The 15,794-nt window shown below is 38.6% G+C and carries 18 protein-coding genes; 8 read left to right on the top strand and 10 right to left on the bottom strand.

The genetic code is table 11. The annotated features are described in order from the left end of the window. Positions 1–287 precede the first annotated feature (287 nt). The 3 genes from GSM42_RS18995 to GSM42_RS18985 form a co-directional block, all read right to left on the bottom strand. Complete coding sequence (locus tag GSM42_RS18995) at positions 288–479, bottom strand: hypothetical protein (protein ID WP_160803124.1); 192 nt, start codon at positions 477–479, stop codon at positions 288–290. Positions 480–661: 182 nt separating this feature from the next. Next, positions 662–1,171: a helix-turn-helix domain-containing protein gene (locus GSM42_RS18990; RefSeq protein ID WP_160803123.1), complete on the bottom strand. Its 510-nt coding sequence runs from the start codon at positions 1,169–1,171 to the stop codon at positions 662–664. Between the two features lie 252 nt (positions 1,172–1,423). Further along, on the bottom strand, positions 1,424–1,612 hold the full coding sequence (locus GSM42_RS18985; protein ID WP_160803122.1) for a hypothetical protein: 189 nt from the start codon (positions 1,610–1,612) through the stop codon (positions 1,424–1,426). 186 nt (positions 1,613–1,798) lie between these two features. On the opposite strand from GSM42_RS18985, the gene GSM42_RS18980 reads away from it, so the two are divergent. From GSM42_RS18980 to thrB, 4 genes are all read left to right on the top strand, one after another. Then, positions 1,799–2,032, top strand: a complete 234-nt coding sequence (locus GSM42_RS18980; RefSeq protein ID WP_160803121.1) for a hypothetical protein — start codon at positions 1,799–1,801, stop codon at positions 2,030–2,032. A 174-nt stretch (positions 2,033–2,206) separates the two neighbouring features. Continuing rightward, positions 2,207–3,508 carry a homoserine dehydrogenase gene (locus GSM42_RS18975; protein WP_160803120.1) on the top strand — a complete coding sequence of 434 codons (1,302 nt, stop codon included), beginning with the start codon at positions 2,207–2,209 and terminating at the stop codon, positions 3,506–3,508. Continuing rightward, positions 3,505–4,572: a threonine synthase gene (gene thrC, locus GSM42_RS18970; protein ID WP_160803119.1), complete on the top strand. Its 1,068-nt coding sequence runs from the start codon at positions 3,505–3,507 to the stop codon at positions 4,570–4,572. Before GSM42_RS18975 ends, thrC begins: the two co-directional genes overlap by 4 nt. A gap of 17 nt (positions 4,573–4,589) precedes the next feature. Beyond that, complete coding sequence (thrB, locus tag GSM42_RS18965) at positions 4,590–5,507, top strand: homoserine kinase (RefSeq protein WP_160803118.1); 918 nt, start codon at positions 4,590–4,592, stop codon at positions 5,505–5,507. 79 nt (positions 5,508–5,586) lie between these two features. Here the strand turns inward: thrB and GSM42_RS18960 are convergent, their stop codons facing one another. Beyond that, positions 5,587–6,165 (bottom strand): P-loop nucleotide/nucleoside kinase family protein, encoded by a 579-nt coding sequence (locus GSM42_RS18960; RefSeq protein ID WP_160803117.1) that lies wholly within the window; start codon positions 6,163–6,165, stop codon positions 5,587–5,589. Further along, positions 6,156–7,403: an MFS transporter gene (locus GSM42_RS18955; RefSeq protein WP_160803116.1), complete on the bottom strand. Its 1,248-nt coding sequence runs from the start codon at positions 7,401–7,403 to the stop codon at positions 6,156–6,158. Before GSM42_RS18955 ends, GSM42_RS18960 begins: the two co-directional genes overlap by 10 nt. 624 nt (positions 7,404–8,027) lie before the next feature. Between GSM42_RS18955 and GSM42_RS18950 the strand changes: the two genes are divergently transcribed. From GSM42_RS18950 to GSM42_RS18940, 3 genes are read left to right on the top strand one after another with little or no spacing between them, the layout of a single operon-like run. Beyond that, the gene (locus tag GSM42_RS18950) at positions 8,028–8,777 is read left to right on the top strand and encodes a metal ABC transporter ATP-binding protein (RefSeq protein WP_160803115.1); all 750 of its coding nucleotides are present in this window, start codon (positions 8,028–8,030) and stop codon (positions 8,775–8,777) included. Next, a complete protein-coding gene (locus GSM42_RS18945) occupies positions 8,774–9,640 on the top strand; it encodes a metal ABC transporter permease (RefSeq protein WP_160803114.1) in 867 nt (288 codons plus the stop codon). Before GSM42_RS18950 ends, GSM42_RS18945 begins: the two co-directional genes overlap by 4 nt. Before the next feature lie 17 nt (positions 9,641–9,657). Next, on the top strand, positions 9,658–10,608 hold the full coding sequence (locus tag GSM42_RS18940) for a metal ABC transporter substrate-binding protein (RefSeq protein ID WP_160803113.1): 951 nt from the start codon (positions 9,658–9,660) through the stop codon (positions 10,606–10,608). A gap of 104 nt (positions 10,609–10,712) precedes the next feature. Here GSM42_RS18940 and GSM42_RS21490 read toward each other — a convergent pair whose 3' ends face one another. The 3 genes from GSM42_RS21490 to GSM42_RS18925 all read right to left on the bottom strand — a co-directional run bounded on the left by GSM42_RS21490 (position 10,713) and on the right by GSM42_RS18925 (position 12,666). Beyond that, on the bottom strand, positions 10,713–10,940 hold the full coding sequence (locus GSM42_RS21490) for a UTRA domain-containing protein (RefSeq protein ID WP_160803112.1): 228 nt from the start codon (positions 10,938–10,940) through the stop codon (positions 10,713–10,715). After that, positions 10,880–11,086 (bottom strand): UTRA domain-containing protein, encoded by a 207-nt coding sequence (locus tag GSM42_RS21485; protein WP_160803128.1) that lies wholly within the window; start codon positions 11,084–11,086, stop codon positions 10,880–10,882. Before GSM42_RS21485 ends, GSM42_RS21490 begins: the two co-directional genes overlap by 61 nt. Before the next feature lie 695 nt (positions 11,087–11,781). Then, positions 11,782–12,666 (bottom strand): LysR family transcriptional regulator, encoded by an 885-nt coding sequence (locus GSM42_RS18925; RefSeq protein ID WP_160803111.1) that lies wholly within the window; start codon positions 12,664–12,666, stop codon positions 11,782–11,784. 159 nt (positions 12,667–12,825) lie between these two features. On the opposite strand from GSM42_RS18925, the gene GSM42_RS18920 reads away from it, so the two are divergent. Further along, on the top strand, positions 12,826–14,178 hold the full coding sequence (locus GSM42_RS18920) for an MFS transporter (RefSeq protein WP_160803110.1): 1,353 nt from the start codon (positions 12,826–12,828) through the stop codon (positions 14,176–14,178). A 443-nt stretch (positions 14,179–14,621) separates the two neighbouring features. Here the strand turns inward: GSM42_RS18920 and GSM42_RS18915 are convergent, their stop codons facing one another. Both GSM42_RS18915 and GSM42_RS18910 read right to left on the bottom strand, forming a co-directional pair. Next, on the bottom strand, positions 14,622–15,161 hold the full coding sequence (locus tag GSM42_RS18915; protein ID WP_160803109.1) for a hypothetical protein: 540 nt from the start codon (positions 15,159–15,161) through the stop codon (positions 14,622–14,624). Further along, complete coding sequence (locus GSM42_RS18910) at positions 15,152–15,790, bottom strand: lysophospholipid acyltransferase family protein (protein ID WP_160803108.1); 639 nt, start codon at positions 15,788–15,790, stop codon at positions 15,152–15,154. The genes GSM42_RS18915 and GSM42_RS18910 overlap by 10 nt, the downstream gene beginning before the upstream one ends. Positions 15,791–15,794: the final 4 nt, after the last annotated feature.

Raw genomic sequence — 15,794 nt, 5'->3', positions numbered from 1 at the left:
GTCTTAAAGTGACTGAGTTACACATTTAAAAAGTAAAAAAATGGCACCAAAGGGAGTGTTTCTCATCGGAAGAGTTGTACAAACCCCAAACGAATGGAACACCACAGAAGAAAATTTGAAAATTATATTGACCGAGTTACAAACTTAGAGGATGATAAGAGGGATAATCCCTCTTTTTTTGTTCCTCCAGATAGGCTTCATTATATGGTTACGTTTTCCCTCAGTTACAAAAGCATGTCGTTTACTATTTATGATTGTTACTTCTGATAAGGCATCCAATCCCATTCTCATGATCCACCGCTATCTCCTTGCTTCACGTTTGTATTGAAGAACAATCCTGTTGGATTTAACACAGCCAAATGAACTGTTATATCGTCCACTATACCTGTGATAATAGATGCACGATCTTCGCTTCCATATTCTCCGCCGGTTGTTCCGTAAGATTTGTAATACACAATTCTACCTACTGTTGGTTTCATATCTTTCACCTTCTCATATTTTAAGAAACAAAATAAGCATGATAACAATTACGCCATGCTTCCTCTTATAGAATGATCTAGCCCACAGTTTCATATTAATCGAGTTCATTGCATATTTTCGAATTTGTAGTATAAAAATTTATCCCCCGCTGATAAGGACGCTCAGCGGGGGCTTTTACCTCTTAGAAAGAGAGTACTCGGGGTTTACGGAAAAACGTATCGACAGTCACTTCGAAGACTTCTGCGAAAGCCATGAGCTGGTCTACAGTTACATAGCGATTCTGATTCCATCCATTTTCGATCTGCATGACTCGCCACCCTGACATTCGTACTCGCTCTCGAACATTCTCTGCCAACTCACCTTGCGTCCAGCCTCGACCTGGCTTCAATCGAAGCTCAAGAATATTGGGACCAAGGTTGGCTAGATCAGTATCGATATTTTCCGGACTCAGAGACTCTGTACGAATGATCCCAAAATCCTTCGGAAGAGCATCGAAGATATTCACGTGTTCTGTGAGAAACCACTCTGGCTCTACATGAAGCACCTTTGCACATCCCAAAAGCAGATGTACACTTGCACTCAGAAGAGTTTGATTGGAGTTAGGTACACCTCTCTCCAAAAAAGAGAGGTTGGTTTGACTAATTTTAAGTCCCATTTCCTTCAAACACTTCACCAGCTCTACCTGAGTCATCTTCCGATGCTTCCTGAGATGGCGAAGATTCCTTCCGAACAAACGAGAGTACTTCGTTTCAGCTTCTGTTCGAGCACTACCAAGCATGACTGACTTATCAAATGCTGTATTTTATAAACTACCTCTTTGTATAACAAAAAATAGCAAGAACAACTAGGCTTTCCTAATCGCCCTGCTATAGGAGGAGATGTATGTTAGAATCTGTTACTACTAACATAACACGCAATTATCAACCCCTTAGTTCGTTCTGGGTTAGCTTTTTCCTCCAACCTTAACTGTTGATTCGGAGTTAACTATTATTGTTGAACAAACAACTTTACCCCCAAGTCTATTACAATCCTTTTTTGAGCCTGCAAAAACAGATGTTGACCCGAAACTAAACATGAATACTGTAGTCATCAAAATTCCTAGGATTACCACTTTTGATTTATTCCATGACATAACAAAGCCCTCCTTATGTAAATAAAATTAAGAAAAGAAATTCTGAATCTAATTATATTTGTATTCGTAATTATACGTATAACATGGTACAAGGTTCCAATATTAATTCTACAATCTATACTGTTACAACCTATTAACATCAACATACGTTGGAGTGAAGATAGAAGAATTTAAAGCGAAAATTTTTTGGACTTCTTTCAGTATGCACAACATGAGGATAGAGATCGTTTAGTAGTTAAGATTAAGTCTAGTGTATCCGAAGCAGAGATAAACCAGGTGTTTTCAGCTATTTACCGGCGGTATAAAGCTTTTCATAAAAAGAAAGTTGGGGAAAATTTCTTCAAAGAGATCGATGATTTGGTCGATAAACTATGCGACGATTTTGAGCAGCATGTATTGCGTCAAATGGAAAATGAATGATTGGCAGATTTGTTAGAAGCAAAAAAAAACACGAACACCAGCAGATTTTTCCTTATAAGTGAAAAAGGATGGTTGAATACTTCTCGTCCTGCTATAATAAATAGAATGAAATCCGCTCCTCGATACCATTTCTGGGAGCGTCTTTTTATATTTTTGTTCATAGGAGGGATAGAGATGGAGAAGAGTTTAGTAAAGGTAGGCTTGTTGGGTTTTGGTACAGTGGGAACAGGTGTCTATCGAATTATTCAGGCACATCAAGAAGATTTATGGAAACAGACTGGTTTACACATAGAGATTCATCGTATTTTTGTGAAGGACATACATAAGACCAGAGACATTTCTACTCCTACGAATATGTTGACAACAAATATTGATGATATTCTTCATAGTGATGAGATTGATGTAATTGTGGAAGTTATGGGTGGCATTGAGCAAACCAAATCATACATTTTAACAGCTCTTGAACAGAAAAAACATGTGATCACCGCAAACAAAGATCTGATGGCTCTTCATGGCGGAGAAATATTGAGTACCGCTAGAGCAAACAATTGTGATGTATTTTACGAAGCCAGTGTCGCTGGGGGAATCCCGATTTTGCGAGCATTGGTAGAGGGACTTTCTTCCGATCGCATCAATAAAATGATGGGGATTGTCAATGGAACTACCAACTATATGCTTAGTAAGATGAGCAAAGAAGGTATGGATTATCAAGAAGTCTTAGCAGAAGCACAAGCTTTAGGTTATGCAGAGTCTGATCCGACAGCAGATGTAGAAGGTTTTGATGCAGCTCGTAAAATGGCTATTCTCTCGACACTTGGTTTTCGGGTTGCGATGAAACTAGAAGAAGTAGATGTAAAAGGAATAAGCAGTGTGACAAAAGAAGATATCGCATATGGGAAATCACTTGGGTATGAACTCAAATTACTAGGAATCGCGGAGCGTTCCGATAGTAAGATTGAAGTAAGTGTGCAACCGACGATGATCCATAAATCACACCCATTGGCATCTGTCCACGATGTGTTTAATGCTGTTTATATTTATGGGGATGCAGTGGGAGAAACGATGTTTTATGGACCAGGAGCAGGGGAACTTCCAACGGCTACATCTGTCGTTTCCGATCTCGTCACAGTCGTCAAAAATATGAAACTTGGAACCAATGGTTTAGGGGTAGTTGCACCATATGTGGAGAAACAACTCAAATCGGATGAAGAGAAATATTCGAAATATTTTTTACGAATGATTGTTGCGGATCAACGAGGAGTCTTAGCGAAGGTAACACAGCTGTTTGCAGATCATAATATCTCGTTTAAACAGATTGTCCAACAGCCTTATAATGGCGGGAAGCAAGCAGAAATTATCCTAGTTACACACACATCAGCCAAGGCAGATATGGATCAAGTGATCGAAAAAATGGAATCTATCGATATGATATATCAGTTAAAAAGCTGTTATCGGTTGGAAGGAGAAGGAAGATGAGTATTACAACAAAAGAGAAGCGGTTTGGGATTATCGAGCGTTATCGTGAATTTTTACCTGTGACAGAAAATACACCAAAATTAACGTTGCACGAAGGAGATACCCCCCTTATTCATGCAGCGTCCTTATCCGCGGAACTAGGGATCAACCTCTATGTGAAATACGAAGGATTAAACCCTACAGGTTCTTTTAAAGATCGTGGAATGGTGATGGCTGTTGCCAAAGCAGTCGAAGAAGGAAGTAAAACGATTATGTGTGCTTCAACTGGCAATACCTCCGCAGCAGCAGCAGCATATGCTGCACGTGCAGGTCTACGTTGCATTGTGCTTATTCCTAGTGGCAACATCTCTCTGGGCAAATTGGCACAAGCGATCATTTATGGAGCAGAAGTAATTGCTATTGATGGCAATTTCGATGAGGCTTTGGATATTGTTCGTGATATCACTGCAAAAGAGCCCATCACCTTAGTGAATTCCGTCAATCCATATCGAATCGAAGGACAAAAGACATCTGCTTTTGAAATTTGTGATGTGTTGGAACAAGCGCCAGATATTTTAGCGATTCCTGTTGGGAATGCTGGTAACATCACTGCTTATTGGAAAGGCTTTAAGGAATACAAACAAGCAGGAAAAATGGACCGCCTGCCTCAGATGTATGGTTTCCAAGCAGATGGGTCCGCTCCTTTGGTATATGGAAAGCCGGTTCCAAATCCAGAAACAGTGGCAACAGCGATTCGAATCGGTAATCCTGCGAGCAAAGAAGGAGCACTGGGTGCTTTACAAGAATCAAATGGTTTGATAGATGCTGTTACAGATGAAGAAATTCTCGCAGCTTATCAAAAATTAGCAAGTACAGAAGGTGTATTTTGTGAACCTGCATCCGCTGCTTCCATCGCTGGGGTGATGAAGCAGAGAAAACAAGGAAAAATAGCAGACAATGCAACAGTCGTTTGTGTACTTACAGGTAATGGCTTAAAAGATCCTAATATTGCGCTCAGTACAATTGATGGGCAACCAGAAACCGTTCCAGCAACTCGTGAAGCCGTTCTATCGTTGATATTTTAGTAGAGAGGGTATCCAGCATGCATCAACAAGGAGTTACAGTAAAGGTTCCAGCAAGTACTGCAAACATGGGACCAGGATTTGATTCCATCGGGATGGCTTTTCAGCTTTATACTGTTATTCGTATGGAGCTTGCATCCAAAACAACCATTCGCGCACATGGTGACCATTTAGCACTGCTTGCAACAGATAAATCTAATTTGATCTACCAAGTTGCAGCACATTTGTATCAATCAGCAAATTTACCAATACCAGAACTATTAATTGAAGTGAATTCGGAAATCCCTCTTACCCGTGGGTTGGGAAGCAGTGCTGCTGCTGTAGTGGGAGCACTCGTAGCAGCCAATATTTTAGCAGGTAAACCATATACAACGGATGAGCTTTTCTCTATGGCTGCAAGATGGGAAGGGCATCCAGATAATGTAGGCGCCTCTTTCTTTGGCGGAGTCATTGTTTCTTCTATGCCAGAAGACAAAACAGCGCTCGTTCCATACGTGCGTTTTCCTATACCAGACTCCCTGCGGATATTAGCGGTAATTCCCGATTATTGGTTGTCAACGGATAAAGCAAGATCTGCTTTACCAGAAACCTACAGCAAGCAAGATGCTGTCTTTACGATTGGGCATAGTAGTTTACTTGTGGCAGCACTTGCGCAAAATAGACTAGACTTGTTAGCACATGCCATGCAAGATAAAATCCACCAACCATACCGAGCTAGTCTGATACCTGGATTGACCGAAATACTAGAAAATGCAGTTTCCCATGGGGCGCTAGGTGTGGCTTTAAGTGGCGCTGGTCCTACTAGCATTTGTTTCTACGAAACGGATGAACAAAGAGATTCTCTCTCGGCATTTTTAACCAATGTGATGGCTGACAATCAAATAGCTTTTCAGCTACTTGATCTTGTACCTGATACAATTGGTATACAGATAGCTTAACAAAAACCCAACCGATATCGGTTGGGTTTTTGTATAGATGGGATATGGTTTCTCCATTTCCCAATGTGTCATACTTCTTTCAACTCAGACGGGTTTCATTTTGTGAAACCAATCCTTCTGATTCAACTCTCGTTAAAATCTGTTCAACGGTTTCTTCTGGAGTTAGATCTGAGGTGTCTAGCCACATTCCGATTTTAGGTGTATCTACTTGCAACATTTGATTCAATTGAGTAACGGTCCATACACCATAGCCTGTTTTCCCACGAGTTTCTTCTCTCTGTTTGATTGTTTTTTCGTCGGGAGAAAGTACGACTAGATAGACTGGGTTACTCTGTATCGAGTCGATAAACTCTTTTAGCATAGGCCCAACAATAATATCTTGAACCACTACGTTAAAACCTGCTTTTACATACATATCTGCTACAGATGCACTGATTTGGTAACGAAGTTGTAACTGGTGGATCGCTTCTTGTGAGGGATCTGGCAAAAATTCTTCACGTCCCGTTACAATCATTCTACGAAACGTATCCCCACGCAGATGAACTCCTCTTTCAAATCGTTCTGCTAAAAGTTGGGCAATGGTGGATTTACCTGAAGCCATCGCTCCTGTGATAACAAATACACCAGGTATTTGCAAATCCATATTTTCTACTTCCATCGATTTTTACCTCCACGATTCATGAAAATGTCTGTTTTATTTTTTTGTATTTGGATAAAGAGGACTAATGGTATCGTGATAGAGCTGATACCAATCCATAAAATCCCCTCTGGTGATATATATCTAATGAAAGACCCTATAAAAGTAAAACCAATTGCATAAAAAGCGTCCATCAAAGCGAGTGTCACACTATTAAGACTACCTTGTTTTTCTCTAGGCACCCTTATCTGTATGACAGTAAAATAGATGATTGTACAGAAAATTTCGAGCATCGATGCGACCATCAGCACGATTAACTTGCCATATACATGAATAGGGAAGGTAAGTACTATCAGAAATAGGGATTCTCCAACAACAAATAGCAGATAAATCTTAGTTAGAGGGAGTTTTGGTGTAAGCCGAGCAAGGAACCAACTGCAAACGAGGGAACCAATAAAAGCCCCTGTCCCCTGAGCGGCCAAAAAGAACCCCCAATATTGTTCGATATCTCCAAACAGATCTGCTAACTTTAGCAAATAGATCTTTAAAATTCCTGACATGGCTGAATATCCTATAGCTGAGATAGAAAAAGCCAATACAATAGAATCTCTTCGAAATAATCGCCACAAGTCAGGTAGCATATTTCGCAAGTTATCCCACCAATTTTGATTATCAGATTCACTTTTTTGCTCATCTTTTATGGATAAACCAACAAATAAAGCTAAGGATAAAAAACCGAGAGTCGAATAAATCAAATTGCTATATGTGTAACTAAAAAGAGAAACACAAATTCCTCCAACTAGTGGTCCGCAAATTCTAGAAAGCCTTTCGATTCCCATAATAAGGGAGTTTCCTTGGATTTCATATCCTCTTCCTATCACAGATGTACGAAGAGTGAGTGAGGCGGGAGTTCCGATTGCTTGTGAAATTCCAATGCTAATCATCAATAACTGAACTTGCCATAATTCCGAGGTGAATGGCAAGATCGCTATTAAAATACTGTAGATCAACATATCAAGTGTTACAATATGTTTCGCTCCCCACCCATCAATCCACATACCAATAGTTGGCCCCAAAATAATAGAAGGAAGAATTTGTATAGTCATGCTAAATACAAATTCTGTTCCAAGACCGTATCGACTATTTAAAAATAGTGGAATCGTGGTAATGACCATCCATTTAGTCAATTGCCATAGTGAGAAAGCTGTAATATACTGACCGAATAATTTGTTCATATGAACAAATTGCCAAAAATTCAACTAAATCCCCCCAAGTAAAATATTTTTAACTTGGGGGATATACAAGTGTGATAACCATTATTTCCCTCTTTCTATTAAGTAGTTAATTTAAACCAAATATTTTATTTTTAATGCTTGATAAGCTTCAAAATTCTTTTGGTTTGGAATTCATCTCAATTTGCTTCTATTATGACATAAAAAAATGCCTTATTCTATATCTTCTGAAATACCAAAGTAACGACTTTTATTGATGTGTAGCCAGCATGATTCTGGCATGCTAAGGGTCAATTTCTGAGTGAATTCAAAGTAGTCTACTATAGAAAAAGATAGAAATAACTCATTGATTTCAGAATATTCCTTATTAATATAACTAAATTCAAATCTCAAAGTGGCAACCATTGATGGTTGTTCAACTTGTAGAATAAGAACCGTTATTATCATTGGAAAAGAGAAAAAAACATTTACAGCATACAATAGAAGCTATATAATTTGACTATGGGAAACTTTATTTCCTTAAGTAAAAAGAAGAATCCAAAAATAGAAGCTATCATACACTAGTTACAGATACATTTTTTTATCCAAAAAGTTGCCTATAGCAAAAATCGTTAATTAAAGGAAAAAGATGTGAGGGGAGAAAACAAAACAATGAATGAAGCCTTAGAAGTAAAGGAGTTATATGTTTCCTATCAAGGAGACATAGTGGTTGAGAATGTATCCTTCAGCATCGAAAAAGGAAAGATCGTTGGAATTATTGGACCAAATGGGGCAGGGAAGTCCACTTTATTAAAAGCGATGTTGGATTTAATACCAAATGATAAAGGGCATGTCCGCATTCTTGGAAAAGATGTTGATGATGCTAGAAAGCTTGTTGCATATGTTCCTCAAAGAAGTGATATCGATTGGGATTTTCCGATCACGGTGCTAGATGTGGTGGTAATCGGTACGTATCCAGCTTTGGGGATGATGAAAAGACCAAAAAAAGAACAACGGGATTGGGCATTGGAGTGTCTAAAGAAGGTTGGCATGGAAGAATTTAAAAATAGGCAAATCGGGGAGCTTTCAGGAGGACAGCAGCAGCGGGTGTTTTTAGCTCGAGCGTTAGCACAAAAAGCAGAAGTTTTCTTTCTAGATGAACCTTTTGTTGGGATTGATGCAACAAGTGAGGAAATGATTATGCTTATTCTTCAAGAATTACGAACAGAAGGCAAAACGATTCTGGTGGTACACCATGATTTGAGTAAAGCTGAATTTTATTTTGATGAGTTGATTTTACTGAAAAAAAGTTTAATCCAATATGGGGAAGTTCAAAAAGTATTAGAACCTGCTGTTATTTCCAAAGCTTATATGAATCATCACCTATTTTTAAACCGTTTCGGGGAGGTGCAATCCTCATGAAGATAACAGAGTTTGTTCATGCACTCATGACATACGGTTTTCTACAAAAAGCGTTATTTACTTCCATCATGGTAGGAGTTATTTGTGGTGTGATGGGATGTTTCATTATTTTGCGTGGGATGGCACTGATGGGCGATGCAATTTCCCATGCAGTTTTACCTGGTGTTGCGCTCTCATACATGATTGGGCTCAATTATTTTATCGGTGCAGTAGTAACAGGGGTCATCACTGCGATTGGGATCGGATTTGTCAGTCAAAACAGCCGTATTAAACACGATATGGCGATTGGGATCATGTTTACATCTGTATTTGCTGTTGGAATTATACTCATCACATTTATGAAAAGCAGTGCGGACTTGTACCATATTTTATTTGGAAATGTATTGTCTGTTCGGTCTTCGGATATGTGGATGACACTGGTGATTGGGATCGTCATTATTGGTCTTGTTTATCTGTTTTACAAAGAGCTACTTGTTTCAACGTTTGATCCGATCATGGCACAAAGTTATGGTCTGCCAAACAAGATTATTCATTATGGATTAATGATTCTTCTTACTATGGTAACAGTAGCTTCGCTTCAGACAGTAGGGATAATTTTGGTCGTTGCCATGCTTATCACACCAGCGGCTACCGCATACCTATTAACCAATCGTCTATGGATCATGATTTATTTGGCAGCAGGTATTGGGGTGGTTTCAGCTATAGTCGGATTATATTTTAGCTTCTCCTACAATCTTGCATCAGGGGCGACGATTGTTTTGGTTTCTGCGTTCTTGTTCGGAATAGCTTTCTTTTTCTCTCCTTCACAGGGATTAATTTGGAAGGCTATAAAAATTCGTAAAAACAGAACAAATCTTTCTTGATGCATTGGGGGATAAACATGAAACGAAAAACAATTTGGTTTATTTTGCTCAGTATGTGTGTATTTGCACTAACAGCATGTACCAGTAATGTAAATGGAACAAAAGACGAAAGCGGCAAATTAAAAGTGGCCACCACATACTCCATTATTTATGACATGGTGAAACAAGTAGGCGGGGATAAGGTGGAAATTCATAGTCTTGTCCCGATCGGTGCAAATCCTCATGAATATGATCCGCTGCCAAAAGATGTAATGAAAATGGCCGACGCGAATGTAGTCTTTTACAATGGATTAAACTTGGAAGAAGGTAACTCATGGTTTAAAAAGCTCTTGGAAACCGCTGATAAATCAGGAGAAGATGCTCCTGTTTATCAGGTAAGCGAAGGTGTAGAGCCGATTTATTTAGAAACAAAAGGATTAGAGAAAGAGCCAGATCCGCATGCTTGGTTGGATATCAACAATGGCATAAAGTATGTGGAAAATATCAAAAAGGCATTGATCAAAGAAGATCCAGCAAATAAAGCTTATTATACACAAAACGCAGCAAATTACATCAAGGAACTCCAGAAACTTCATGATTATACAGTCGAAAGGGTTAAACAGATCCCAGCAGAAAAGCGATTTTTAATCTCTAGCGAAGGTGCTTTTAAATATTTTGGGAAAGCCTATGCGATCAAAACGGGATACATTTGGGAAATAAACTCAGAAAACCAAGGGACTCCAGATCAAATTCGACATGTTGTTGACTTGATCCAAACGAATAAAATTCCAGCGTTATTTGTGGAAACCAGTGTAGATAAACGCAGTATGGAAACAGTATCCAAAGAAACGAAAGTTCCGATTGCTGGTACTATTTTTACAGATTCGCTCGGAAATATAGGGACTGATGGAGATACTTATTTGAAAATGATGAAGTGGAACATCGACACTATTTTGAAAGGTTTGGAGCAAGAGGCAAAAAAGAAATAAAACACAAGAAATAAAACACAACCAGTTTAGTAAAGCTGGTTGTGTTTTATTTGTAGTCGTAGGAACGAATTTTATTTTTGTACAGAAAACAAATGGAATTCAAATTAGTAAAATGGATGCCTTGAGAAAGAGTACTCAAAGATCGTTCCATTATCAAGGAAAGCGATCTGGTCAACTTCTAGTACAGGATCAGTTTCTTCAAAGTGTAGATATTTTTTATCCATGTCATTTGGCTTTGCAGTTCGAATGATTTTATGTGCACTTTTAATTGTTAACTGTAATTGTATCTCCATATACTTGTAGATAGAGGTATAGAGTACAGATTCATCCAACAGAAGCAGGGCATATATGTTTTTTCTATTACATATGGTTTCCCTTCTACAGAACGAAGCCGAATGATTTTATAGACAGGACTGCCATTTTCGATATTTAATCGTGATGAGATAAGCGGGTTTGCTAATTCTGCTTTAAACTCTATAACATGACTCTATATCGGGTCGTAGCGTGGATAAGGAAGTAGTACCAAAGGTTTTGTCGTTCTTTTTTCTAGCTTCAACATCCAGATTCAAAAACTGTCTGCTATGTAAGTCATATTCAGTTGGATTTTTACCCCAACAGTATGCCTGAATTTTCCTATATATGGATAACATTCCCAAAAATTCTTAAACTTGAAACGTAGTTGAATCGAGAATTCAAATTCGTAAGAAATGATCGCGATACTCACTTGGTATGGTACTCGACTGAACAGACTCCTGCTTATAGTAGACGAGCAAACAACTTGCTGAAGAAAGGTTATAGCGTGTTCGTTCAAACGTTGATTTAATCCATCTGCACTCATACTGATCCCTGTTGCAACTTCCAACTCACTGTATAACTGAGTCAGAGAAGTACTTGCTAAGTTATGACTTAATTAGACACATAAGGTCACCAGATCGTGTCCTCGATATTTGCTTGTTCTCCTTACAAATTCGATCGCTTTAACTAACTGTTCTAGTTCGGTAGGATTGTACGCTTGGATATTTTTTACATAAAACAACCGACTACTTTGTACGTTAAGGAATCGGTTGGTGATTTTAGTTCTATAGTCAGAAATGGGTACGGTCGCGATCACAATCACCCCTCACCCCGGGATTTATCTGTAAAATAGGTTCCTAATGTTATGCATTTGGTATGTTATTTTTTTACCCCTGTCTGTAGCTCCAAGAAATACGCTACAAGAAAATCTCGAAAATTGCGCGCAGCAAGTGATAAATAACGATCTTTTAACCAAACAAGCTCGTAAATCCGATGACAAGCAGGTTCATTGATTCTTAGTTTAGTTAGGTCATCGTCAATTTTACATGAACCAACAAACGCAACTCCAAGGCCTGCTCGGACAAGGCTAGCGATAGATCCAGGATCATCAGCTTCACAGACTACATTTGGTGAGAAACCAGCCTCATAACAAAGAGTATCGTTCATTATTCGAAACGGATATCCTTTTCTATAGTTGATGAATGGCTCATTTGCTGCTTCACTTAGAGAGATTTTACTTCGATTAGCAAATCGATGTCCGGGAGGAACACCCAGGAAAATCTCTTCCTTTAATACAGGAATGGTAAAAACTCCTGGTCTTACGATTGGAACTGCGGTGAAACAGAAATCCACTTCTGGATCTTCAATTAGTTGAGCCATATTGTCCATAGAAGCTTGAGTAATACGGAAGTTTATCTTTGGGTGCATAGAAAGAAATTTTTTCAGAGCCCCAGATAGACGATCAATAGCAGATGCCACGATATAAATACTTGTATACTCCATCCCAGCCCGATCAGACAGTTCCCTCTGACCTTCCTCCAGAACTTTCAGAGCTGTTTCTGCTTTCTGTAAGAATATTTTCCCATAAGAATTGAGCTTAATTTGCCTCCCCTTGCGATCAAATAAAGGAACACCTAAATCCTTCTCCAATCGTGAGATGGACTGGCTTAGAGCGGGTTGCGCGATATGAAGCTCTTCTGCTGCTTTTGTCATATGTTCTAACTGTGCTACTGTACGAAAATAATGTAATTGCAACAGCTCCATTGTTCCACCCCTCTTTTCATATGTTCAACATTATAAGTTTATATATAAATATATATTTTTTATTATCTAATTAGGATTATAAAATAAACATTACAAGTAGGACAAGTAATGAGAGTACTTGAAAAGATATCCAATCTCATATATGAAAAGAGGATTAGAATGGACATTTTACCCAAACATAAGAGTGATAAGTTAATTATTACTCTTATGTTCACACTCATTATCTCTATGGTTAGTGCAACGATGTTCAACATCGTCCTTCCCAAAATTAGTGAAGAGTTCAGTCTAACCACTTCCCAAGTTAGTTGGATAACTTCCATATATATACTGATTTTTGCGATTGGAACAGTTACGTATGGGAAACTAGCAGATACTTATAAATTAAAAAATTTACTAACATTTGGGCTGTTTTTATGTGCTATTGGCTCAATCATTGGTTTAAGTGCCCAAACCTATGCCATGATCCTGATTGGACGTTCTATTCAGGCTATAGGAGCTTCAGTTAGTCCAGCGACATCGATGCTAATTCCAGTTCGCTATTTTCCTCCAGAAAAACGCGGTCGTGCATTAGGCATCGCATCTGTCGGAATAGCGCTTGGTAGTGCAGTGGGACCTATAGTCTCCGCTTTCATTGTTAGTGTTTTTCATTGGCGCTGGTTATTTTGCTTGCCCCTCCTTTTCTTGTTTACCGTTCCGTTTTATCGAAAATACCTAGGTGATGAACAGCAGAAAATGGGTAAATTTGATTGGATTGGAGGGGGATTACTGGGGGCTACAGTGGCATTATTGATGTTAAGTGTCACAAGTGGAAGGTGGTTATATGTCTTTTGTGGGCTTCTCATGATGAATTTGTTTGTCATTCGAATCCGATTTTCAGCAGAACCATTTATTAGACCTGAACTTTTTAAGAATAAGCGTTATACGTTGGGACTAATCATTTCTTTTCTTGTAAACGGAACCGGTTATTCGCTCTATTTCCTCAGTCCACTTCTATTATCTGATGTTAATAAACTAGCATCTGGATTAATTGGCTTTTTGATGGTTCCCGCTGCTATCACTGCTGCTTTTCTTGGATTGAAAGGCGGCAAGCTCGCAGATACGAAAGGGAATTCATATCTTTTTTACATCGCATCAGTACTTTTACTAATTTGTTTCTTGCTCCTTTCTTCGTTTGTAGGAATCTCATCTTTAGTAATTTCAATCTTTCTAATCATTGGTAATGTTGGTCAGTCCTATATTATAATCGCCATTTCTAATGCAGTATCTCGTACACTTTTAAAAGAAGATGCTGGAGTAGGGATGGGACTTCTAGCGACGATGAATTTTATTTCTGTCGGTATAGCAGCAGCAATATACAGTAAAATGGTTGATTTGGGTTCGTTTACACTTTGGAATCCATTAAACCGTTATCAAGATGGTTTTGTGTACAGTAATATTTATCTGATTCTCTTTGGGGTACATGTATGTATTCTTGTGTTCTATTATTTTCTGTTTGGTAGACGCATTAAATAGCCACCTTATAAAACCACTACAGTCGAACAACCTATTCAAGATGATTTACATCAAAGAATATCCTCACTCCTGAAGAACAGAATTTGCGTCGAGCAGTAGATCGACTTTCTTGGGAATAAATCGGAATAGGAGAAGGTCGAGGGAACACTTTATACAGTTCATGAAAACTACTTCTTTTGCAAAGGGAGATTTTGTGATACTACCAGCAGATTTAGGGGGCTTTGCGATAGATGGTGAAACAGAAATTATAGTCTCTTATAAATAAAAATTGAATAGAAGGGGCAGAAGAAGATGAAGATGAGGTATACATGAAGTATTATATAAAGCTTTAACATCCAGCTAAGATCATGCCCATCGTAGGATCTGGAAAGCAAGAAAGAACCAAATCGATGATCAATGATTTTCATCTTTCATACCTCGATGGGACATGATGCCCCTTTTATCTAAGATGGATTGTTCCAAAAATAGAGAGTGTAAATGATCAGCCAAGCTGCAGCCCAGATGATAAATTTACTTTTACAACTCCATTTGGGTAATGCATATTTCCCGATCGCCCAAGAAAGAAGAGTTACAAGAAAAAAGCGGCCAAATCGAGCAGGAATACTGGAGAGCAGAAATGCTGCGTAGGATATACCTACCCCAGAAGCAGTAATAGCATAAATCTTATAAGGTATTCCTTTTGCTGGTCCTAATATCATTGAGAGGAGTCCATCAGAAGCTAAGCTGGTTTTTACTTCTTGCATCATCGCTTGATCAATGGCAGGAACTTTCTCTACGATCTGGTAACTACTCGCTGGATTGGTTACACCCCAAAAGTACATAATGGTACCACCAATTAATGCACCAAGTAACGCATAGCAACATGCATAGAAAGCTTTTTTTCCACTACGCAAGGCAACTGCGGAGAGTAAAACATCTGGTATGATAAAAAAGAGAGTTGCCTCAGCAAATCCCCAAAGTATACTCGCAATTACTATTCCCATGGAGGAAAATCCCCCTCATCAGCTAAATCTGTCATGCGTTTATTGAGTTCATTCATAAATTCTTTCTTTTGTGGATTCCAATAAAAAGGATCGCCGACGACCACATTGCAGTTAAAAGGAACCAAAAGAAAATCTCCTTTTGGCAATGCTTTTCCAAGTCCATGCATAAAAGTAGGATAGATGGGAACATCAGGGCATCCTCTACCAAGATGAAAAATACCAGTTTTATAATTTTGCAGTTTTTCCGGTTCTCCTCGGCTTCCTTCGGGATACAAAATCACGATGTCCCCATTTTTTAATGCTTCATGTACATTTGCAAACAAGTCATCGATCTTCTTCGCACCGTTACGTTGAATCGGCAGTATGTGCATAATGTTTAGAGAAAACCATGCGAGAAACCGGTTTTTTAGAAAGTAATCAGCAGCTGCAACTGGACGGATGCGATTTGTCAACGTAAGAGGAAATAAGGTCATCAGTACCAATGTATCCAAATGGGAATTGTGGTTAGCTACAATAATGGCAGGTCCTTTTTTTGGGAGACGAAATCGATATCTTCCGCTGATTCCTATGACGATCAGTATTAAAGGGCGAATAATAAGAAGGGAAAATAAAATACGAATCGCATTCATAAAG

This window comes from Shimazuella alba, from assembly GCF_009831235.1.
GTDB classification, from domain to species: domain Bacteria; phylum Bacillota; class Bacilli; order Thermoactinomycetales; family Thermoactinomycetaceae; genus Shimazuella; species Shimazuella alba.
The sequence above is the reverse complement of the archived record's forward strand: the minus strand, read 5'-3'. Positions and strand labels throughout refer to the sequence as shown.